This window comes from Bradyrhizobium sp. 1(2017) (genome assembly GCF_011602485.2).
Taxonomy (GTDB): Bacteria; Pseudomonadota; Alphaproteobacteria; order Rhizobiales; family Xanthobacteraceae; genus Bradyrhizobium.
The window spans coordinates 6,532,069-6,551,373 of the sequence record NZ_CP050022.2 but is presented as its reverse complement, the minus strand read 5'-3'; the positions used below and the strand labels follow the sequence as shown (position 1 = coordinate 6,551,373).

Annotated in this window: 19 protein-coding genes; 6 read left to right on the top strand and 13 right to left on the bottom strand. The window is 63.5% G+C overall.

What is annotated here, in order from left to right; translation table 11 throughout:
- Positions 1 to 109 precede the first annotated feature (109 nt).
- The 4 genes from HAP40_RS31125 (at position 110) to HAP40_RS31110 (ending at position 5,764) form a co-directional block, all read left to right on the top strand.
- A complete protein-coding gene (locus HAP40_RS31125; protein ID WP_414645351.1) occupies positions 110 to 625 on the top strand; it encodes a hypothetical protein in 516 nt (171 codons plus the stop codon).
- Positions 626 to 980: 355 nt separating this feature from the next.
- Positions 981 to 2,924, top strand: coding sequence for a PrkA family serine protein kinase (locus HAP40_RS31120; protein ID WP_166814061.1), 1,944 nt, complete (start codon positions 981 to 983; stop codon positions 2,922 to 2,924).
- Positions 2,925 to 2,954: 30 nt separating this feature from the next.
- Positions 2,955 to 4,232 carry a YeaH/YhbH family protein gene (locus HAP40_RS31115; RefSeq protein WP_208024920.1) on the top strand — a complete coding sequence of 426 codons (1,278 nt, stop codon included), beginning with the start codon at positions 2,955 to 2,957 and terminating at the stop codon, positions 4,230 to 4,232.
- Positions 4,229 to 5,764 carry a SpoVR family protein gene (locus HAP40_RS31110; RefSeq protein ID WP_061849485.1) on the top strand — a complete coding sequence of 512 codons (1,536 nt, stop codon included), beginning with the start codon at positions 4,229 to 4,231 and terminating at the stop codon, positions 5,762 to 5,764. Before HAP40_RS31115 ends, HAP40_RS31110 begins: the two co-directional genes overlap by 4 nt.
- A gap of 101 nt (positions 5,765 to 5,865) precedes the next feature.
- Here HAP40_RS31110 and HAP40_RS31105 read toward each other — a convergent pair whose 3' ends face one another.
- The 6 genes from HAP40_RS31105 to HAP40_RS31080 all read right to left on the bottom strand — a co-directional run bounded on the left by HAP40_RS31105 (position 5,866) and on the right by HAP40_RS31080 (position 8,748).
- Complete coding sequence (locus tag HAP40_RS31105; RefSeq protein ID WP_166814065.1) at positions 5,866 to 6,309, bottom strand: DUF1801 domain-containing protein; 444 nt, start codon at positions 6,307 to 6,309, stop codon at positions 5,866 to 5,868.
- A 13-nt stretch (positions 6,310 to 6,322) separates the two neighbouring features.
- Complete coding sequence (locus HAP40_RS31100) at positions 6,323 to 6,526, bottom strand: hypothetical protein (protein ID WP_166814067.1); 204 nt, start codon at positions 6,524 to 6,526, stop codon at positions 6,323 to 6,325.
- 44 nt (positions 6,527 to 6,570) lie between these two features.
- Complete coding sequence (locus tag HAP40_RS31095) at positions 6,571 to 7,002, bottom strand: SRPBCC family protein (protein WP_166814069.1); 432 nt, start codon at positions 7,000 to 7,002, stop codon at positions 6,571 to 6,573.
- Positions 6,999 to 7,322, bottom strand: a complete 324-nt coding sequence (locus HAP40_RS31090) for an ArsR/SmtB family transcription factor (protein WP_166814070.1) — start codon at positions 7,320 to 7,322, stop codon at positions 6,999 to 7,001. Before HAP40_RS31090 ends, HAP40_RS31095 begins: the two co-directional genes overlap by 4 nt.
- 252 nt (positions 7,323 to 7,574) lie before the next feature.
- Entirely contained in the window at positions 7,575 to 8,024 is a 450-nt protein-coding gene (locus HAP40_RS31085; RefSeq protein ID WP_166814072.1) for a DsrE family protein, read from the bottom strand.
- Between the two features lie 103 nt (positions 8,025 to 8,127).
- Positions 8,128 to 8,748, bottom strand: a complete 621-nt coding sequence (locus tag HAP40_RS31080; protein ID WP_166814074.1) for a hypothetical protein — start codon at positions 8,746 to 8,748, stop codon at positions 8,128 to 8,130.
- A gap of 323 nt (positions 8,749 to 9,071) precedes the next feature.
- On the opposite strand from HAP40_RS31080, the gene HAP40_RS31075 reads away from it, so the two are divergent.
- Both HAP40_RS31075 and HAP40_RS31070 read left to right on the top strand, forming a co-directional pair.
- Complete coding sequence (locus HAP40_RS31075; RefSeq protein ID WP_166814082.1) at positions 9,072 to 10,622, top strand: SUMF1/EgtB/PvdO family nonheme iron enzyme; 1,551 nt, start codon at positions 9,072 to 9,074, stop codon at positions 10,620 to 10,622.
- Positions 10,623 to 10,639: 17 nt separating this feature from the next.
- The gene (locus HAP40_RS31070) at positions 10,640 to 11,086 is read left to right on the top strand and encodes a DUF4399 domain-containing protein (protein ID WP_166814084.1); all 447 of its coding nucleotides are present in this window, start codon (positions 10,640 to 10,642) and stop codon (positions 11,084 to 11,086) included.
- On the opposite strand, the gene HAP40_RS31065 is transcribed toward HAP40_RS31070, so the two are convergent.
- The 7 genes from HAP40_RS31065 to pqqD all read right to left on the bottom strand — a co-directional run bounded on the left by HAP40_RS31065 (position 11,087) and on the right by pqqD (position 19,300).
- The gene (locus HAP40_RS31065; protein ID WP_100178356.1) at positions 11,087 to 12,142 is read right to left on the bottom strand and encodes a 2-oxoacid:ferredoxin oxidoreductase subunit beta; all 1,056 of its coding nucleotides are present in this window, start codon (positions 12,140 to 12,142) and stop codon (positions 11,087 to 11,089) included.
- Positions 12,139 to 13,986 (bottom strand): 2-oxoacid:acceptor oxidoreductase subunit alpha, encoded by a 1,848-nt coding sequence (locus tag HAP40_RS31060; RefSeq protein ID WP_166814086.1) that lies wholly within the window; start codon positions 13,984 to 13,986, stop codon positions 12,139 to 12,141. Before HAP40_RS31060 ends, HAP40_RS31065 begins: the two co-directional genes overlap by 4 nt.
- Complete coding sequence (locus HAP40_RS31055) at positions 13,956 to 15,755, bottom strand: FAD-dependent oxidoreductase (protein ID WP_166814088.1); 1,800 nt, start codon at positions 15,753 to 15,755, stop codon at positions 13,956 to 13,958. Before HAP40_RS31055 ends, HAP40_RS31060 begins: the two co-directional genes overlap by 31 nt.
- Before the next feature lie 243 nt (positions 15,756 to 15,998).
- Entirely contained in the window at positions 15,999 to 16,676 is a 678-nt protein-coding gene (locus HAP40_RS31050) for a DUF4286 family protein (protein ID WP_166814089.1), read from the bottom strand.
- Between the two features lie 143 nt (positions 16,677 to 16,819).
- Positions 16,820 to 17,806: a prolyl aminopeptidase gene (pip, locus tag HAP40_RS31045; protein ID WP_166814091.1), complete on the bottom strand. Its 987-nt coding sequence runs from the start codon at positions 17,804 to 17,806 to the stop codon at positions 16,820 to 16,822.
- A complete protein-coding gene (pqqE, locus tag HAP40_RS31040; RefSeq protein ID WP_166814093.1) occupies positions 17,796 to 18,992 on the bottom strand; it encodes a pyrroloquinoline quinone biosynthesis protein PqqE in 1,197 nt (398 codons plus the stop codon). The genes pip and pqqE overlap by 11 nt, the downstream gene beginning before the upstream one ends.
- The gene (pqqD, locus tag HAP40_RS31035) at positions 18,989 to 19,300 is read right to left on the bottom strand and encodes a pyrroloquinoline quinone biosynthesis peptide chaperone PqqD (protein ID WP_166814095.1); all 312 of its coding nucleotides are present in this window, start codon (positions 19,298 to 19,300) and stop codon (positions 18,989 to 18,991) included. Before pqqD ends, pqqE begins: the two co-directional genes overlap by 4 nt.
- Positions 19,301 to 19,305 lie beyond the last annotated feature (5 nt).

Here is a 19,305-nt window from a genome sequence, read left to right as displayed (position 1 = left end):
GGCGAGGGGTTTCCGCGCCGGTCCTGACGCGTTATCCTCTAGCGTACATGCTCCCGGGAGGGAACCAATCCAAGGGTATTGACGTCATACCCTCCAGGGTAACTCCGTCGTGATCATGGCGATCCCGGCGGCAGTAGTGGTGTTGCGTCAAAAGTCGTTGACCGTGAGCGAGCGGCCGGCGGTTTTGTCGCGTAACATCTTGCGTCGCGTTGGCCATTTCGTTTCGTCAGCTTGTGGCCGCGCGGGGTACGATCGATGCAGAGGCATTGACTTCGCTGTCGGCCGCAGCCCGCCATCGGTCGCGCCGAGCGTAGGCGGTGACATCGCCCGCGATCTCGAAATGACAACACTCCCCTATGGCATCCGCGATCTTGGCATCGGCAACGAATTTCTGCGGCAGGACCTGATCGCGGAAATTTCAGCCGAGGAGCGCCGCGACCACAAGGTGATCGTGCTGATGCCGACGCCGGCTCTGCGACAGCTCTGCGCGATCCGCGCCTTGGCGCGCTGCGATCGCTTCGTCATCCGGTTGGAAGGGCTGGCGACCGATTTTGAGACATTGCGCATGTGCCGCGACCGTCGCGCGATCGGTGGTCCAGCGCACTGCATCGCAGCAGGAAGATGAACGAAGCAGCAGGGAAGATGAACGAAACGCTCAAGGCTTCGCCGTACAAGCGTCACAAGATCGCCGCCGGCGGATCGCTATGCTGCAGCGCCGGATGGACGCATCCCCGGTAATGCCCGGATGTTGCGAGCGAGTGACATTTTCTGGAAATGAGCCAATATGGATGTAGATTCGCTCAAATTACAGGCATGTGCCTGTTCGTAACTCAAAGAGTGCCTACGTTGTGCGTTGCGTCGAGTCGGCACCCGGGTGTCCAATGATCGTCATGTGCTCACGCTGATTCGAAACGGCCTGAGGAACGGTCCGGTAACTGCTTTCGTTTCAGCTTGTAGCGGAACTCACGCGGAGAGGGATCATGTACAACGATTCTCTATTCAACGCTTTCGCTCGGTCGTTCGAGGCGAGAAGCCAGCACGACATGTCGATGGCGGAATATCTGGAATCGTGTCGAAGCGATCCCATGAAATACGCCAACGCGGCCGAACGACTGCTAGCTGCCATCGGCGACCCCCAGACGATTGACACGGCCAAGGATACCCGCCTTGGCCGTATTTTTTTGAACCGAACGATCCGTACCTATCCGGCCTTCGCCGGCTTCTACGGCATGGAAGAAACCATCGAGCGCATCGTTGGTTTCTTCCGTCACGCCGCGCAGGGCCTCGAAGAGCGCAAGCAGATCCTCTACCTGCTCGGCCCGGTCGGCGGCGGCAAATCCTCGCTCGCCGAGCGACTCAAGTCGCTGATGGAAGTGCAGCCGATCTATGTGCTCAAGGCCGGTGACGAACTCTCGCCGGTGTTCGAAAGCCCGCTCAGCCTGTTCGATCCCGATCATCTCGGGCCGATGCTGGAAGAGAAGTACGGTATTCCGCGCCGCCGCCTTACCGGCCTGATGAGCCCGTGGTGCTACAAGCGGCTCGAAGCCTTCGGTGGCGACATCTCGCAATTCCGTGTCGCCAAGATCCAGCCGTCGCGACTGCGCCAGATCGCGGTCTCCAAGACCGAGCCCGGTGACGAGAACAACCAGGACATCTCCTCGCTGGTCGGCAAGGTGGATATCCGCAAGCTCGAGACCTACGCGCAGAACGATCCCGACGCATACAGCTATTCGGGCGGCCTCAATCGCGCCAACCAGGGCATCCTTGAATTCGTCGAGATGTTCAAGGCGCCGATCAAGATGCTGCATCCGCTGCTCACGGCGACGCAGGAAGGCAACTACATCGGCACCGAGAACATCGGCGCGATCCCGTTCACCGGCGTCATCCTCGCGCATTCCAACGAGGCCGAGTGGGCGAGCTTCAAGGCCAACAAGAACAACGAAGCCTTCATCGACCGCATCTGCGTCATCAAGGTGCCGTACTGCCTCAGGGTCACCGAGGAGCAGAAGATCTACGAGAAGCTGATCCAGGGCTCCGAGCTCGCGGCCGCGCCTTGCGCGCCCTCGACGCTGGAGACGCTGGCGCGGTTCTCGGTGATGTCGCGCCTGCGCAAGCACGAGAATTCCACGCTGTTCGGCAAGATGCGGGTCTATGACGGCGAGAGCCTGAAGGAGTCCGATCCGAAGGCGCGCAGTGTCCAGGAATATCGCGATGCCGCCGGCGTCGACGAGGGCATGGACGGCGTCTCCACCCGCTTCGCCTTCAAGATCCTGGCTGCGACCTTCAACCACGATCCGCAGGAGGTCGCCGCCGACGCCGTGCACCTGATGTACGCGCTGGAGCAGTCGATCCGCCGCGAACAGCTGCCCGAGGAAGTCGAGAAGCGCTATCTCGAATTCATCAAGGCGGACCTCGCGCCGCGCTATGCCGAGTTCATCGGCAACGAGATCCAGAAGGCCTACCTGGAATCCTATTCGGATTACGGCCAGAACCTGTTCGACCGCTACGTCGACTACGCCGACGCATGGATCGAGGATCAGGACTTCAAGGACCCCGACACCGGCCAGCTGCTCGATCGCGAGCTTTTGAACCAGGAATTGACGAAAATCGAGAAGCCGGCGGGCATCGCCAACCCCAAGGACTTCCGCAACGAGGTCGTCAAATTCTCGTTACGCTCGCGGGCCCAGAACGGCGGCAAGAATCCGACCTGGACCTCCTACGAGAAGATTCGCGACGTGATCGAAAAGAGGATATTCTCCCAGGTCGAGGACCTGCTTCCGGTCATCTCCTTCGGGTCGAAGAAGGACGGCGAGACGGAGAAGAAGCACGGCGAGTTCGTCGCACGCATGGTGGAGCGCGGCTACACCGAGCGACAGGTTCGCCGGCTCGTCGAATGGTACATGCGCGTGAAGCAGGCCGGTTGAGGCGGATGGGAGGCGAATGGTCAAGTGCCCATTCACATTATTGACAGGCGCCTGAATCCAGGCGGCAAGAGTCTTGAGAACCGCCAGCGGTTCTTGCGTCGGGCCAAGTCCCTGGTGCAGGGCGCCGTCAAGAAGACCTCGCAGGAACGCGACATCAAGGACGTCCTGGAGGGTGGTGAGGTCACGATTCCGCTCGACGGCATGCACGAGCCGCGCTTCCGCCGCGAAGGCGGTACGCGCGACATGGTGCTGCCCGGGAACAAGAAGTTCATCGAGGGCGACTATCTGCAGCGCTCCGGCCAGGGCAGCGCCAAGGATTCAGGTCCCGGCGAAGGCGACAGCGAGGACGCCTTCCGCTTCGTGCTGAGCCGCGACGAGTTCGTCGATCTCTTCCTCGACGATCTCGAGCTGCCCGATCTTGCCAAGCGCAAGATCGCGCAGACCGAGAGCGAGGGCATCCAGCGCGCCGGCTACACCACCTCGGGATCGCCCGCCAATATCTCCGTGAGCCGGACGGTGAGGCTCGCGCTCGCCCGCCGCATTGCGCTCAAGCGTCCCCGCAAGGAGGAGATCGAAGAGCTGGAAGCTGCGATCGCCGCCTGCACCGACGAGGACGAGCGTGAGGTGCTGCTCGCCCAGCTCGAAAAGCTGAAGGCGAAGACCAAGCGCATTCCCTTCATCGACCCGCTCGACATCCGTTACCGCCGTTTCGAGACGGTGCCGCGGCCGGTGGCGCAGGCCGTGATGTTCTGCCTGATGGACGTTTCCGGCTCGATGTCCGAGCACATGAAGGATCTGGCAAAGCGCTTCTACATGCTGCTCTACGTGTTCCTGAAGCGGCGCTACAAGCATGTCGAGATCGTCTTCATCCGCCACACCGACCGCGCCGAGGAGGTCGACGAGCAGACCTTCTTTTACGGCCCGGCCTCGGGCGGCACGCTGGTCTCCAGCGCGCTCCAGGCGATGCACGAGATCGTGCGCGAGCGCTTCAATCCCTCGGACTGGAACATTTATGCCGCGCAAGCCTCCGACGGCGACAATTCCTACTCCGACGGCGAGCTCACCGGCATGCTGCTGACCGACAAGATCCTGCCGGTCTGCCAGTTCTTTGCCTATCTCGAGGTCGGGGAATCAGGCGGCAGCGCCTTCGATCTCTCCGACTCCTCGCTCTGGACCCTTTACGACCGCCTGCGCAATAACGGCGCGGCGCTCTCGATGCGCAAGGTCTCGGAGCGCAGTGAGATCTTCCCGGTGTTCCACGACCTGTTCCAGCGCCGCGAAACCTCTCAGGAGAAGGCCGCTCCATGACGGAACGCTTGTTCGAAGGCGCGGATTGGGATTTCCACACCTTGCAGCGCATCACCGACGCCTGCGAGGAGGTGGCGCTGAAGGATCTCGGGCTCGACGTCTATCCGAACCAGATCGAGGTGATCACCGCAGAGCAGATGCTGGATGCCTATTCGTCGGTCGGCATGCCCCTGTTCTACAAGCACTGGTCGTTCGGCAAGCATTTCGCGTTTCACGAGGCGTCCTACCGCAAGGGCCTGATGGGCCTCGCCTATGAGATCGTGATCAACTCCTCGCCCTGCATCTCCTACCTGATGGAGGAGAACACGGCGACGATGCAGACGCTGGTGATCGCGCACGCCGCCTTCGGCCACAACCACTTCTTCAAGAACAACTATCTGTTCAAGCAGTGGACCGATGCCGACGGCATCCTGGATTATCTCGACTTCGCCAAGAACTACGTCGCGACCTGCGAGGAGCGCTACGGCCGCATCGAGGTCGAACGCACGCTGGATGCCGCGCACGCGCTGATGTCGCATGGCATCGACCGCTATCCCGGCAAGAAGAAGCTCGATCTGCGCGCCGAGGAGAAGCGGGCAGGGCGCCGCCGCCAGCACGAGGAGGAGGTCTTCAACGATCTCTGGCGCACCGTGCCCAAGGGCGCCGCCAAGAGCAGGTCCGCGCTCAGCATCGAACGCCGCCGCAAGCTGCTCGGCCTGCCGCAGGAGAACCTGCTCTATTTCCTGGAGAAGAGCGCGCCGCGGCTGGCGCCCTGGCAGCGCGAGCTGTTGCGCATCGTCCGCCACATCGCGCAATATTTCTACCCGCAGAGCCAGACCAAGGTCATGAACGAGGGGACGGCGACCTACGTCCACTACCGCATCATGACCCAGCTGCACCAGCAGGGCCGCATCACCGACGGCAACTTCCTCGAATTCCTGGGGTCGCACACCAATGTGGTATTCCAGCCCGAGTTCGACGATCCGCGCTTCTCCGGCTTCAATCCCTATGCGCTGGGTTTTGCCGTGATGCAGGACATCGAGCGCATCGTCACCAATCCGGAGGACGAGGACCGCGAATGGTTCCCTGATATCGCCGGCAAGAACGACGTGATGGGCGTGCTGCGCGACGTCTGGGCCAACTACCGCGATGAAAGCTTCATCGGCCAGTTCCTGAGTCCGAAGCTGATGCGGCACTTCCGCATGTTCCATTTGCACGACGATCCGGAGGAGCGCGCCGGCATCCGGGTCGATGCCATCCACGACGAGCGCGGCTTCCGCCGGGTCCGGCGCGAGCTGGCACGGCAGCATGACGTCGGCTTCATCGACGCCAATATCGAGGTGGTCGATGTCGATCTCTCCGGCGACCGCCGGCTGATCCTGCATCACCACGTCATCAAGGGCTCGCAGCTCAACGAGACCGATGCCAAGCGCGTGCTCCAGCATCTCGCCGACCTCTGGACCTACGATGTCTCGCTGGTCGAGGTCGATGCCAATGACAAGGTCCTGCGCGAATACGTCGTGAGCCCGCGTCCGATCCCGGCGGCGGCCTGAGGCGCGCTGGCCAGGCGGCGAGATGCGCATTGCGGCGGCCGAAGGCCGCCTATGCCACCTTCTCGCACAAGGGGAGAAGGAAAAGCGTTCGCTGTTCCTGTCTAAGCAGATCGTTTGGCCGGTTTCTTCTTGCCCTTGGACGCGTTCAGCTCCACCGCGGCCCGGATCAGCGCCTTCAACGCCTTTTCGTTGATCTTCTCGCCCTCGCGAATATCGATCGCGCGCCGGACGTTGCCGTCCAGGCTGGAGTTGAACAGGCCCGCCGGATCCTCCAGCGCTGCGCCCTTGGCGAAGGTCAGCTTCACCACCTCCTTGTAGGTCTCGCCGGTGCAGATGATGCCGTCGTGCTCCCACACGGGAACGCCGCGCCATTTCCACTCCTCGACGACATCAGGATCGGCTTGCTTGATCAGGCCGCGGACCCGTCCCAGCATCTCGCCGCGCCAGTCGCCGAGCTCCTTGATCCTGCCGTCGATCAGCTTGGAGGGGGAAGCCTCCTTCACGTCCTTCGCGCCAGCCATCTTCGCCGTGACCGCCTTCTTCATCGTCTCACCTCGTTCACGCGTTGCTGCGGCCGACATAGGGCAGCGCGAACAGATAGAGCCCGGTCGCGAGCAACGGAATGAGCGGGACGAGCGCCAGGAAGCCGATCCACACGGCCGGGACCTGCATGATCATCGCCGCGATGTTGGCGATGACCGCGAGCGTGAAAGCCATCGACAGCCAGCGATGAATCTGCCGAATCCACATGTGGGTGCGCATTGGGACCTCCTTGAGATTGATTGTTGGAACGGACGCTGGCGCAGTTAGTCTGCCCGCGCGAGCACTTCGTCCAGCCTGGCCAAGAACTGCTTCCAGCCGGCATGCGCGCCGCCAAAGGCCTGCTTCTGCGTCGGGCTGAAGCCCGCCTGCTCGACGCGCAGATGCGTCCCCGCGCCGGTCGGCGTCAGCGTGAAGGTGACGATGCTCTTGAGATCGAACGCCGCATCCTCATGCGAGAAATTCCAGGTATAGGCGAGCGTCTTCTGCGGCTCGATGGTGAGGACCTCGCAGTCCAGCACGCCGCCCCATTCGCCGCGAAGATTGAAGCGGTGGCCTACGGCTGGCTTGAAATCGTTCTTCATCAGCCATTCCTCGATCAGATGCGGCTGCGTCAGCGCGCGCCAGATCCTCTCGGCCGGAAAGGCAAATTCGCGCTCGATCACGACGGCGCGCGTCTCGGTTGAGGCTTCAGTCATTGGTCCATCCTCTTCAGGAGATCGTCGAGCGCGTCGAGCCGTCGCTGCCAGAACCCGGCCATCTGGCTGGTCCAGTCGACCAGCGGATCGAGCGCGCCGGGCTGCGCGCTGTAATGGGTCTGGCGTCCCTCATGGCGATCACGTACGAGGCCGGCCTGCTTCAGGGCGCCGAGATGCTTCGAGACCGCCGGCTGGGACACGCCCGATCGCACCGTCAGCGCGCCGACCGTCTGCTCGCCTTCGCGGCACAGCCGCTCGAAGATCGCCCGCCGGGTCGGGTCGGCGAGCGTTCTGAACAGGAGGTCGGGGGCGGCGGACATGGGTAATCCATAACCAACAAGTTATGGGTTAACTCATAACCGAAGAGTTATGGATAAGTCAAGCGCGGTTGGAGGACATGGCTCGCGCTGGCGCAACGCGCTCCGCCGTCCTTGCGAGCCACCGGGTCCGCGCGAAGCGCGGCCCGACGACAGGCTCCGCGAAGCAATCCAGACTGCCTCCGCGGAAGCGGTCTGGATTGCTTCGTCGCAAGGGCGCAATGATGGGAGAATGAGGCGACTTCTCTTCGGCTCCTACGGCCGCAAATACAAATACCCCTGCGACTGCAGCTCCGCCAAACGCACCACGCCGCCTTTCTCCGCGTTCACGAAGCCGGGTAGCAAATCCGTCAACGTCACGTTCTGGGCCTTCATGGTGTTGCCGCAGGCCGCGAGCTCGACGCCTCCCCTGGAGAAATCGCCGACGCGCTTGCTGACATCGGGATTGGCCTGCGCCGCGTGAAACGCCTTCAACGCCGGCCCGTGGATTACCAGCGCGATCGTCACATGCTCGGGTCCACCGACACCGTCGATGTGGTTCTGGATGTTGCCGAGCACGAAACTGACCTTCTCGGCGTCGCTGAGGTGGTAGGCCACCTTGAGCTTGTTGCCGCCGCCGGCCTCGGTGGCGGCTTGTGCACGCGAGGCGACAAACGCCGCGCCGAAAGCCGAGACGGCGCTCCACAAGATGTTCCGGCGGTTCATGGCGATCTCCCTCAAAGCATGATCCGGAAAAGAAGCGGTTTTCCGGAAAGATTCATGCGTAAACAATGACGGGCCTGACTTCGCCGGACACATATCATTTGTGTCATTTGTGGCGGAGCGCGGCGAGTTCCTTGCGGTCGGTCACCAGCGAGGCGCACTCGCTGTTGTCGGTGCGGTCGAGGCGGAAGATCCTGTCGTCGGCGCCGGCCACCAGCGAATGCTCGGCATCGTCGTCCGGCTTGTTGTTCTGCCAGACCCGGACACGTTCGAGCCGCACGATCGCCGATTTGTCGTCCCTGGAGAGCGCAACACCGATGCCGCCGCCTTCGCAGTCGACGCCGCAGCCGAGGCGCACCTCGTTGCCGCTCTTTGCGAACACGGCGTGGTTGCACGAGCCGCTGGAGTCGAAATCGCCCGAGCGATGGCGATATCGGAAGCCGAGGCGGAAGGAGTTGTGCAACTCCTTGTCCTCCTTGTCGACCTCGGCGGAGATCAGCAGCTTCATCGCGGCGACCTTCTGCTTCGGGTGCCGTGCCAGATGGTCGGCATCGTAGCGGCGGACGAAGCAGGCGTAGGCCTTGTCGCCCGGCGGGCCTGCATACATGCGCGCATTGAAGGTTTCGGCTTCGGTTTTGCCAGCCTCGCGGATGTCGTCACCTTCGTCGGCGCGGGCGGCGCTGGTCAGCGCAGCCAAAGTGAGGGCAGCAAGGATGACGAGCTTCATGACGGCCTCGCGCGCGTGAAAAATGCACCGCAGCAGGACAGAGCTGCTGTCCGTTAGACGCAGACGTGGTGGCTCGCGTTCAACCGCAGCAAGTCGCCTGTGCGGCCAGCGCGGTGCGGACTTGGGCCAGTGGCCTCACGCCGGGCCTTAGTCACGGATGGGATCAAGTAGGTTCAAGTGGTCGCGAGGCTTGATTTCGCGGAACTCGGTGGCGGCGATTGCTGCGACATTGTCTCGGTTCGTCAATGTGATAGCCTTCACAGACGACTGCCTTTGGCAGTCGTAAGCTGGGACTGCCTTGTCAGTTTGTGGAGTCCCCTGCAATGGGCGAAATTCGCAACTTCAAATCCGGCAACCAGGATGGGCCGCCTCCAGACGGCCCTCCGCCGCCTCCACACGGCGCCATGCCTCGTCGTCTCGCGGCGATCATCGTCGGTGACATCGCTTCCTATAGTCGCTTGATGCAGGCCGACGAGGAGGGAACGCATGTCCGCGTCAAGCGAATCGAGCGGGACCTCATCCAGCCCAGCATCGTCGAGCACCATGGGAGTCTGGTGAAGACGACGGGCGACGGCTTCATCGCGATCTTCGACAGTCCCGTCGAGGCCGTTCGATGCAGCATCGTCATCCAGCAGAACCTCATCGGCCGCAACGCCTCGCTCGCGAAGGATTCCCGGATCGAGTACCGGATCGGCGTCAATCTCGGTGATGTCATCGTCGAGCCGGACGATGTCTACGGCGACGGCGTCAACATCGCGACACGCATCGAGGGCATTGCGGCGCCTGGCCAGGTTTACATCTCGGGCGCGATCTACGAGCAGATCAAGCACAAGGTGGTGTGCGGCTATGAGTCCCTCGGCGATCGCAAGGTCAAGAACATAACCGATCCCGTGCGCGTCTACCGCGTGCTGCCCGACGCAGACGCGGTCGGCCGCACGCGAAGCCGGCGCGAGAATGCCCTTATCTTCCTGCTGGGCCTCATGCTGCTGATCATGGCCGGCGGCGTGCTCTGGTCACTGCTGCCGCACACACCCGGCGGGACGAGCGAGCAGGCCGCCACGCCTGCCGCTTCTCCCAGCGCGTCACCGATCCCGCCACCCCCGCCGCGCGAAGCGACGACACATACGCCGCAGCCGTCTCCCTCATTGGCTTCGGCACCGCCGCCGCCCGCACCGTCGCCAAGCCCATCGGTGGCACCCGTCCGCGAACCCGAGATGATCGCCATTCGCGGCGGCAGCTTCGCGATGGGAAGCAATGACGATCCGACCGAACGGCCTGTCCACCAGGTCACGATCAAGCCGTTCTCGATCGGAAAATATCCGGTGACCGTGCAGGAATGGAACGAATGCGCCGCTGCAAAGGGGTGCGGATTCACCGCCACCGGCAAGGACGATGCTCCGGTCAGCAATGTGAGCTGGACCGACGCGCAGCAATATGCCGCCTGGCTCGCGCAGGCGACGAAGAAGCCTTACCGGCTCCTGAGCGAAGCCGAATGGGAATATGCGGCGCGCGGCGGAACGCAGTCTAAATATTGGTGGGGCGACAAGCTCCAGCCGGGCATGGCTGGGTGCAAGGATTGCGGTGATCTCTCGGCCGAGCAGCCGGCCAAGGTCGGCAGCTTCAAGCCCAATCCATTCGGGCTGTATGACATGGGCGGCGGCATCGATCAGTGGGTCGAGGATTGCTGGCACAGGACCTATCAGGGCGCGCCGAGCGACGGCTCGGCGTGGAACAGCGGGGACTGCAGCTCTCATGTCCTGCGCTCGGGCTCGTGGAAGAACGACTCGAGATATGTGCGGACAACCAACCGCGACGGCTACGACACCAATGTTCGTTATCCCACCCATGGATTCCGTGTGGCGCTCAGTCCGTAAGTGCTGGAGGCAATTTGATGAAGATGATTTCCTGCGCCGCCTTGGCGGCGGCGCTCGTATTGCTCCCAGGCGTCGCCTATCCGCAGGGCAAGACCGCTCCCAAGGACGCCAAGCTCTACTTCATCACCCCACGAGACGGGCAGAAGGTTCGCGGCGGGTTCTGGGTCCGGTTCGGCCTTCGAGGCATGGGCGTGACTCATGCCGGCGACGACTACCAGAACGCCGGCCATCATCATTTGCTGGTCGACGTCAAGGATCCCATCGATCCCAAGGAGCCGATCCCGCAGGACAAGTCGCATCTGCACTTTGGTGCGGGGCAGACCGAAACTATGCTCGAACTTCCACCCGGGACCCACACGCTGCAACTGGTGCTTGGCGACGCCAAGCACTACCCGTTCGAACCACCCGTCGTGTCGGAGAAGATCACGATACGCGTCAGGCCGGCGGCGTCGGCGCGAAGATGATCACCGCAGGCTGGCGTTGATCTTGTCCAGCACCGCCGAGCCCGGGCACAGCGTGTCCGCTTCCAGCGTGTTGAGCGGCGTCTCGACCGTGTTGAGGTGCTCGTGCAGATCCTCTGCATCGGGATCGACGTAAAGGAGACCGGTGACGATCTGCCCCTTGGCGGCATGCCGCGCGAGGAAGGTCTGGGCGCCCAGACGGTCATGCGGATCGTAATCGGCGTCGATCTTGCGCAGCGCGATCTTGCTGCCGTCATGCTGCTCGACCACCTGCACCGTGCCCGGCGCGTAATCCACCGCGATCGGGTCGCGGCCGACCAGCACGTCGAGCCGGTTCACCGCGTCATTGTGCTCGCGGACATAGTCGAAGCTCTTGGTCGAGCCGGCGTGGTTGTTGAAGGCGATGCAGGGGCTGATGACGTCGATGAAGGACGCGCCCTTGTGCCGGATCGCGGCCGCGATCAGCGGCACCAGCTGGGTCTTGTCGCCGGAGAAGGAGCGCGCGACGAAGGTTGCCCCGAGCTGAAGCGCGATCGCGACGAGGTCGATCGCGTTGTCGGTGTTGGTCACGCCCTTCTTGCTCTTCGAGCCGCGGTCGGCGGTTGCGGAGAACTGGCCCTTGGTCAGGCCGTAGACGCCGTTGTTCTCGACGATATAGGTCATGTTGACGCCGCGCCGGATCGAATGCGCGAACTGGCCGAAACCGATCGAGGCGGAATCGCCGTCGCCGGAGACGCCAAGATAGATCAGGTCGCGATTGGCGAGGTTGGCACCGGTCAGCACGCTGGGCATGCGGCCGTGCACGGAGTTGAAGCCGTGCGAATTGCCGAGGAAATAGTCCGGCGTCTTCGACGAGCAGCCGATGCCGGAGATCTTCGCCACCCGGTGCGGCTCGATCGAAAGCTCGTAGCAGGCCTCGATGATCGAGGCCGTGATCGAGTCATGACCGCAGCCGGCGCACAGCGTCGAGATCTTGCCCTCGTAGTCGCGGTGGGTGTAGCCGAGCTCGTTCTTCTTCAGCCCCGGATGATGGAATTTCGGCTTGGCAATATAGGTCATGATACGGCCTTGCGGAGCGGGGTCACCTTGAGGTGATCCTGATGGTCGCCAATGGCTTTCGCGATGAAACGGGCGGTGATCGGGGTGCCGTCGTAGTGCACGATCGGCACCAGGCGAACCGGGTCGATGCCGTTCTCGTTGACGATGAGCTGGCGCAGCTGGCTGTCGCGGTTCTGCTCGACGACGTAGACGAAGTCGTGCTCGGCGAGGAAGCTCGCGACGCTCGAATGGAACGGGAAGGCGCGGATGCGCATGCGGTCGAGCTGATGCCCGCGTGCCTCCAGCAGGCCGATGGCCTCGTCCATCGCCGGCGAGGTCGAGCCGAAATAGATCACGCCATATTTGGTCGGGCGTTCGGCGTTGGCTTGCAGCGGCCGCGGCACGAGGTCCTGTGCCGTCTCGAACTTGCGGACGAGGCGCTGCATGTTGTCGGCGTAGACCGAGCCTTCCTCGGAATAGCGCGCATAGCGATCACGCGAGGTGCCGCGGGTGAAATAGGAGCCCTTGGTCGGATGGGTGCCGGGATAAGTCCGGTAGGGGATGCCGTCGCCGTCGACGTCGAGATAGCGGCCGAAATCGCGGCCTTCCTCCAGCATCTCCGTCGTCATAACCTTGCCGCGGTCGTACTGCTTGGCGTCGTCCCATTTCAGCGGCCGGCAGAGGCGATGGTTCATGCCGATGTCGAGGTCGAGCATCAGGAAGATCGTGGTCTGGAGCCGCTCGGCGAGGTCGAAGGCCGCAGCTGCGAACTCGAACGCTTCCGCCGGATCCTCCGGGAACAGCAGCACGTGCTTGGTGTCGCCATGCGAGGCATAGGCGCAGGCGATGATGTCGCATTGCTGGGTGCGGGTCGGCATGCCCGTCGAGGGGCCGGCCCGCTGGATGTTCATGATCACGGCCGGAATCTCGGCGAAGTAGGACAGGCCGATGAACTCGGTCATCAGCGAGATGCCGGGGCCTGACGTCGCGGTGAAGGCGCGGGCGCCGTTCCAGGAGGCGCCGATGACGATGCCGATCGAGGCCAGCTCGTCCTCACCCTGCACGATCGCGTATTTCGCCTTGCCCGTCTCAGGATCGTGCCGGTACTTCGCGCAGTGCGCGGTGAAGGCCTCCGCCACCGACGAGGACGGCGTGATCGGATACCACGCGCAGACCGTGGCGCCGCCATAGACGGCGCCGAGCGCAGCGGCGCTGTTGCCCTCGATGAAAATGCGATCGCCGACCTTGTCGGACTTCTTCACCCGCAGCCCGACCGGGCATTTCAGGTTCTGCAGCGCCCAGTCGCGGCCGAGATGCAGCGCGTGGACGTTGGAGGAGAGCAGCTTCTCCTTGCCCTTGTATTGTTCGCCGATCAGCTGCTCGATCACCTTCGGATCCATGTCGAGCAGCGCCGAGAGGCTGCCCAAATAGATGATGTTCTTGAACAGCTGGCGCTGGCGCGGATCGGTATAGGTCGAATTGGTGATCGCGGTGAGGGGAACGCCGATCACTGTGATGTCGTCGCGGAATTTGGTCGACGGCATCGGCTTGGTGGAATCGTAGAACAGATAGCCGCCGGGCTCGATGCCGGCGACGTCCTTGTCCCAGGTCTGCGGGTTCATCGCCACCATCATGTCGACGCCGCCGCGGGCGCCGAGATGGCCGTCTTCGGTCACCCGCACCTCATACCAGGTCGGCAGGCCCTGAATGTTGGAGGGGAAGATGTTGCGCGGGGACACCGGAACGCCGTGGCGCAGGATCGCGCGCGCGAACATCTCGTTGGCGCTGGCCGAGCCCGAGCCATTGACGTTGGCGAAGCGGACGACGAAGTCGTTTACGCTGCTGATCGGCTTTTTGTCGGACATGTCGAACCTGCGTAGGTCATCTCGATGAAATATTTCTGCATGTCCCAGGCTCCAGTGGGACAACGTTCGGCGCAAAGCCCGCAATGCAGGCAGACATCCTCGTCCTTCACCATCACGCGCCCGGTCTTGAGATCGGAGGAGACGTAGAGATCCTGGTCCGGATGCGGCGAGGGCGCCTTCAGGCGCTGGCGCAGGTCGCTTTCCTCGCCGTTGGCGGTGAAGGTGATGCAATCCATCGGGCAGATGTCGACGCAGGCATCGCACTCGATGCAAAGCGAGGTCGAGAATACGGTCTGGACGTCGCAGTTCAGGCAGCGCTCGGCTTCGCCCAGCGCCAGCTTGACGTCGTAGCCGAGTTCGACCTCGGCGCGGATGTCCTTCAGCGCGATCACCTTGTCGCGATGCGGCACCTTGAAGCGCTTGTCGTTGGAGATGTCGTTGTCATAGCTCCATTCGTGGATGCCCATCTTCTGCGAGGAGATTTGCACCTCCGGCAACGGGCGCTCGGTGATGTCCTCGCCCGAAAGCAAGCGATGGATCGATAGCGCGGCGTCGTGGCCGTGCGCGACCGCCCAGATGATGTTCTTGGGCCCGAACGCGGCGTCGCCGCCGAAGAACACTTTTGGATTGGTCGAGACGAAGGTCTTCGGATCGACCTTGGGCATGTGCCATTTGTCGAACTCGATGCCGCAATCCTGCTCGATCCAGGGGAACGCGTTCTCCTGGCCGACCGCGACCAGCACGTCGTCGCAGGGAATGGTCTGATCGGGGTCGCCCGAAGGCACGAGGCTACGGCGGCCTTTGGCGTCATATTCGGCTTTGACGTGCTGGAAGGTGACGCCGATCAGCTTGCCGGCGACATGCTTGAAGGCTACCGGCACCATGTAGTTGAGGATCGGGATATCCTCGTGGAGCGCGTCCTCCTTCTCCCAGGGCGAGGCTTTCATCTCCTCGAAGCCGGAGCGCACGATCACCGTGACTTTCTCGCCGCCGAGCCGGCGCGCGGTGCGGCAGCAATCCATCGCGGTGTTGCCGCCGCCGAGCACGATCACGCGCTTGCCGATCTTGTCGACATGGCCGAACGACACGTTGGCCAGCCACTCGATGCCGATATGGATGTTCGCGGCGGCCTCTTTCCGGCCGGGAATGTCGAGCTCGCGGCCGCGCGGCGCGCCGGAGCCGACGAAAATCGCGTCATATTTCTCCGCGAGCAGCGCCTTCATGCTGTCGATGCGGTGGCCGCCCTTGAACTCGACGCCGAGATTGAGGATGTAGCCGGTCTCCTCGTCGATGACGGAATTGGGCAGGCGGAATTTCGGGATCTGCGTGCGCATCATGCCGCCGGCTTCCGGATCGGCATCGAACACGGTGCAGTGATAGCCGAGCGGCGCAAGATCGCGCGCCACCGTGAGCGAGGCGGGCCCGCCGCCGACCAGCGCAATGCGCTTGCCGTTTTTCGCCGCGGGCTTCGGCAGGCGCTGCTTGATGTCGTCCTTGAAATCGGCCGCGACGCGCTTGAGACGGCAGATCGCGACGGGGGTTTCCTCGACGCGTCCGCGCCGGCACGCCGGCTCGCATGGACGATCGCAGGTGCGTCCCAGAATTCCGGGAAACACGTTCGATTTCCAATTGATCATGTAGGCGTCGCTGTAGCGGCCCTGGGCGATCAGTCGGATGTATTCGGGAACGGGAGTGTGCGCAGGACAGGCCCATTGGCAATCGACCACTTTGTGAAAGTAGTCGGGGGCCGCGATGTCGGTCGGTTTCATTCCTACCCTGTCCGCGCAGGCCCAAAGACCCCGCGGCCTTTTTTGTTTGAGCTTGGCGAGCGCTTAACGCGCTTCGATCTGGTTTCTGAATGACGTCATTGGGTTAGCTTATTAGAACCGTTCCCAAGTACAACGGCAAATTTGCCCGCGTCCCCGCTTTCATGGGAGCTACGCGCGCACAGCATTAACGCAGGCGCGCGATGCGCGTGCGGTGCAGCATGTTGCGATGCATGTGTGAACGCGTCAGCCGCGCGCGATGTCGCTTTTCGCGATGTCCCACAGCAGGCAATAGGTGCCGACGGACACGGGAGGCGGCAGGGGCGATGCGGCCGGGCCGGTGAAGCGCGCGGCGATCACGGCGGAGACCGCACCGACATGCGTGCCGTCGATCAGCACGAACCAGTCGCGCGCGCCTTCATTGCGCACCGCCGGAATGCCGGCCGTTGCGCCCGACAATTCCGCTTCGCTCTCCAGAAGATGCATCGAGATGATGCCGTCCGCATTGTCAGGCGTCAGCTTGTCCTGCAGGGCATCACGCCAGGACGCGGCATTGTCGGGAGTCGGCCGCAGCCGCACCACGCCGAGGGCCGCGCCGCGTCCGGTGCCGTTGCTGATGGTGATGCGCGCGACGACGCGCAGCATGTCCTTGAAGCGCGCCATGCTCCGCCGCGACCAGTCGGTCTGGTTGGCGAGCCGCGCCCGATAGGCAGGGCTGTCGAGCACGTCGAGCGTCGCGGTCGAGTACAGCGAGAGATATTTGGGATTGGCGGCATGCGCGACATAGCGCCGCGCCTCCAGGAAGCCCTCGATCGCGACGCGCTCTTCCAGATGCTCGCGATCGTACCAGCGGTTGAAATCGGCCTCATCGGCCGCGTCGATATTCATCGACGTCAGCAGCATGCCTTTTCCGGCGAGGGGCATTGGTCTTGTCCTTCCCATTCCATCCCCTCATGGTGAGGAGGCGCGTCGGCGCCGTCTCGAACCATGAAGGTTCGCTGCAACATCTCGGCCTTTCATCCTTCGAGACGCGCTCTTCGGGCGCTCCTCGGGATGAGGAGATGAGTTCAGCGCGCGGTCTTCGATGCGAGGTCCGCGATCGACTTCATCACCGCGTCCCGCACGCCGGCATCATAGAGCGAATGTCCGGCGCCTTCCACGATGCGAAGCTCGGAACCCGGCCATACTTTCGTTAGTGCCTGCGACGTCTCGGGCGGGCACAGCAGGTCGTAGCGGCCCTGGACGATGATGCCGGGAATGCCTTCGAGCCGATCCGCGCCCCGCAACAGCTGACTTTCGCCCATGAAGCTGTCGTTGACGAAATAATGCGCCTCCATGAACGGCGTCGCCGGCAGCGTGCGCCAGACGTTGAGCGAGCCAAGGTCCAGCCGGGTCTTGGCCGGCTTGTGCTCGGACAAGGCGCGCTCGGTGTCGTGCCAGGCCCGCGCGGCCGGACCATGGACGGCCGGATCGGCATCGAGGATGCGGCGCCAATAGGCGTCGACCGGCTGCGTTCGCTCGTCCGGCGGCAGCACGCTCAGAAAATCCTCGTACAGCGCGGGATAGAATTGCGACAGGCGCGAGGTGAACGCGGTCTCGACCTCCGCCCGCGTGCCGAGGAAGGTCGCGCGCAGCGCAATGCCCAGGACGCGCTCGGGATGCGCCTCGGCATAGGCCAGCGCCAACGTCGCGCCCCAGGAGCCGCCGACCACCATCCAGCGCTCGATGCCGAATTCTTCGCGGATCTTCTCCATGTCCGCGATCAGGTGCTGTGTCGTGTTGTGCGCGCGCGAACCCTTCGGCCGGCTGCGGCCGCAGCCGCGCTGGTCGAACAGCACCGCGCAGAAGCGCTCGGGATCGAACAGCTTGCGATGGTCGGGCTGGCAGCCGCTGCCGGGCCCGCCATGCAGATAGACCGCGGGGATTCCGTCCGCGCGGCCGACGCTCTCGACATAGAGCTCATGGCCGTCGCCGACGTCGAGCATGTCGGAAGTCAGCGGCGCAAAGGGATCGGCACGTTTGGCCACGCTGGCCGCGTCGGCGTCAGGTCCCATTCTCGGATTCCAGGGTGCCGCCGGCGAAATTGCGGTAGAGGAAGCGATTGGTTTCGCCCTCTGCCTCGCGCTCCGCCTGCTTGAAGATGGTCTCATGCAGCGGCGACAGCGCGCAGGCGGGATCGGTGTTGGCGGCATCGCCGGTCAGCGCGAAGGCCTGGCAGCGGCAGCCGCCGAAATCGATCTCGCGGAATTCGCAAGATCTGCACGGCTCCTTCATCCAGCCGGTGCCCCGATAGCGGTTGAAGGCGTCGGAGTTCTGCCAGATCCATGCAATCGAATGGTTGGAGCGCACCGATTCGAAGTCGAGCCCGGTGATGCTCTCGGCGGCATGGCACGGCAGCACCTTGCCGGCGGGCGAAATGTTGAAGAACTGCCGGCCCCAGCCGCCCATGCACTTCTTCGGCCGCAGCGCGTAATAGTCGGGAACGACGTAGTCTATCGTCAGCCGGCCCTTGAGCCGCTCGCGCGCTTCCTCGACGAGGCGGGTGCACTCGTCGAGCTGCGCGACGGTCGGCATCAGCGCGGCGCGGTTCTTCAGCGCCCAGCCGTAATATTGCACGTTGGCGACCTCGAGCCGGTCGGCATCGAGATCGAGCGACATCTGGATCATGTCGGGGAGCTGATGCAGGTTCTGCCGGTGCATCACCGCGTTCACGGTGAGCGGCAGATCGAGCTCGCGCGTCCATTTGGCGACTTCGAGCTTCTTGCGGTGCCCGCCCTTGTAGCCGGCAACGCGATCGGCGAGGCCTTCCTCGATGCCCTGGAAAGAGATCTGCACATGGCAGAGCCCGGCATCGGCCAGCTCGCTCAGCCGCTCGCGCGTCAGCAGCACCGCCGAGGTGATCAGGTTGGTGTAGAGGCCGACATCGCTGGCATGCTTGACCAGCTCGACCAGGTCCTTGCGCGCCGTCGGCTCGCCGCCGGAAAAATGGACCTGAAGCACGCCGATCTCGGCGAGCTCGCTCAGGACCTTCTTCCACTCCTCCGTCGTCAACTCCTTCCCGGAGCGGTCAAGCTCGACCGGATTGGAGCAATAGGGGCATTGCAGCGGGCAGCGATGGGTGATCTCGAGCAGCACGGCGAGCGGGATGCCGAACGTCTCCGCCGTCGAGCGCTGCTTCTCCAGCACCGCGAGGCTATCGCTGGTGTCGGGCGGAATGGGATTGCCGAGCACATCGCTCATGACGTCTTCTCCCGGGCCTCCGTGAGAAAGCCCTTGTCGGCGAGATCCTGCAGCATGACGATGACGTCGGCGAGGATCGCCTCGCGCGGTGCGGCATATTTCGCCGCGAGCTGGTCGGCGACGTCGCCCACATTGCGCTCGCCATTGCAGAGCTGCAAGACCTCGACCGCGATCTCGTCAGGCGCCAGCACCCGTTCCGGCGCCAGGATCACCCAGACTTGCCGCGTCTCGTCATATTTGAGCTTGGCGTGCCGCGGCAGCACGGGGCGGCTCGCCTCGCTGACGCTGATGTTACGCGGCCCGGCCATTGTTG

What these genes read in the sequence shown, in the direction of transcription:
- HAP40_RS31090 (WP_166814070.1), bottom strand. Translation starts at nt 7,322, where the DNA reads ATGTCCGCCGCCCCCGACCTCCTGTTCAGAACGCTCGCCGACCCGACC.
- HAP40_RS31075 (WP_166814082.1), top strand. Translation starts at nt 9,072, where the DNA reads ATGGGCGAAATTCGCAACTTCAAATCCGGCAACCAGGATGGGCCGCCT.
- HAP40_RS31120 (WP_166814061.1), top strand. Translation starts at nt 981, where the DNA reads ATGTACAACGATTCTCTATTCAACGCTTTCGCTCGGTCGTTCGAGGCG.
- HAP40_RS31065 (WP_100178356.1), bottom strand. Translation starts at nt 12,142, where the DNA reads ATGACCTATATTGCCAAGCCGAAATTCCATCATCCGGGGCTGAAGAAG.
- HAP40_RS31060 (WP_166814086.1), bottom strand. Translation starts at nt 13,986, where the DNA reads ATGTCCGACAAAAAGCCGATCAGCAGCGTAAACGACTTCGTCGTCCGC.
- HAP40_RS31055 (WP_166814088.1), bottom strand. Translation starts at nt 15,755, where the DNA reads ATGAAACCGACCGACATCGCGGCCCCCGACTACTTTCACAAAGTGGTC.
- HAP40_RS31095 (WP_166814069.1), bottom strand. Translation starts at nt 7,002, where the DNA reads ATGACTGAAGCCTCAACCGAGACGCGCGCCGTCGTGATCGAGCGCGAA.
- pqqD (WP_166814095.1), bottom strand. Translation starts at nt 19,300, where the DNA reads ATGGCCGGGCCGCGTAACATCAGCGTCAGCGAGGCGAGCCGCCCCGTG.
- HAP40_RS31100 (WP_166814067.1), bottom strand. Translation starts at nt 6,526, where the DNA reads ATGCGCACCCACATGTGGATTCGGCAGATTCATCGCTGGCTGTCGATG.
- HAP40_RS31105 (WP_166814065.1), bottom strand. Translation starts at nt 6,309, where the DNA reads ATGAAGAAGGCGGTCACGGCGAAGATGGCTGGCGCGAAGGACGTGAAG.
- HAP40_RS31085 (WP_166814072.1), bottom strand. Translation starts at nt 8,024, where the DNA reads ATGAACCGCCGGAACATCTTGTGGAGCGCCGTCTCGGCTTTCGGCGCG.
- HAP40_RS31080 (WP_166814074.1), bottom strand. Translation starts at nt 8,748, where the DNA reads ATGAAGCTCGTCATCCTTGCTGCCCTCACTTTGGCTGCGCTGACCAGC.
- pqqE (WP_166814093.1), bottom strand. Translation starts at nt 18,992, where the DNA reads ATGAGCGATGTGCTCGGCAATCCCATTCCGCCCGACACCAGCGATAGC.
- HAP40_RS31070 (WP_166814084.1), top strand. Translation starts at nt 10,640, where the DNA reads ATGAAGATGATTTCCTGCGCCGCCTTGGCGGCGGCGCTCGTATTGCTC.
- HAP40_RS31050 (WP_166814089.1), bottom strand. Translation starts at nt 16,676, where the DNA reads ATGCCCCTCGCCGGAAAAGGCATGCTGCTGACGTCGATGAATATCGAC.
- pip (WP_166814091.1), bottom strand. Translation starts at nt 17,806, where the DNA reads ATGGGACCTGACGCCGACGCGGCCAGCGTGGCCAAACGTGCCGATCCC.
- HAP40_RS31110 (WP_061849485.1), top strand. Translation starts at nt 4,229, where the DNA reads ATGACGGAACGCTTGTTCGAAGGCGCGGATTGGGATTTCCACACCTTG.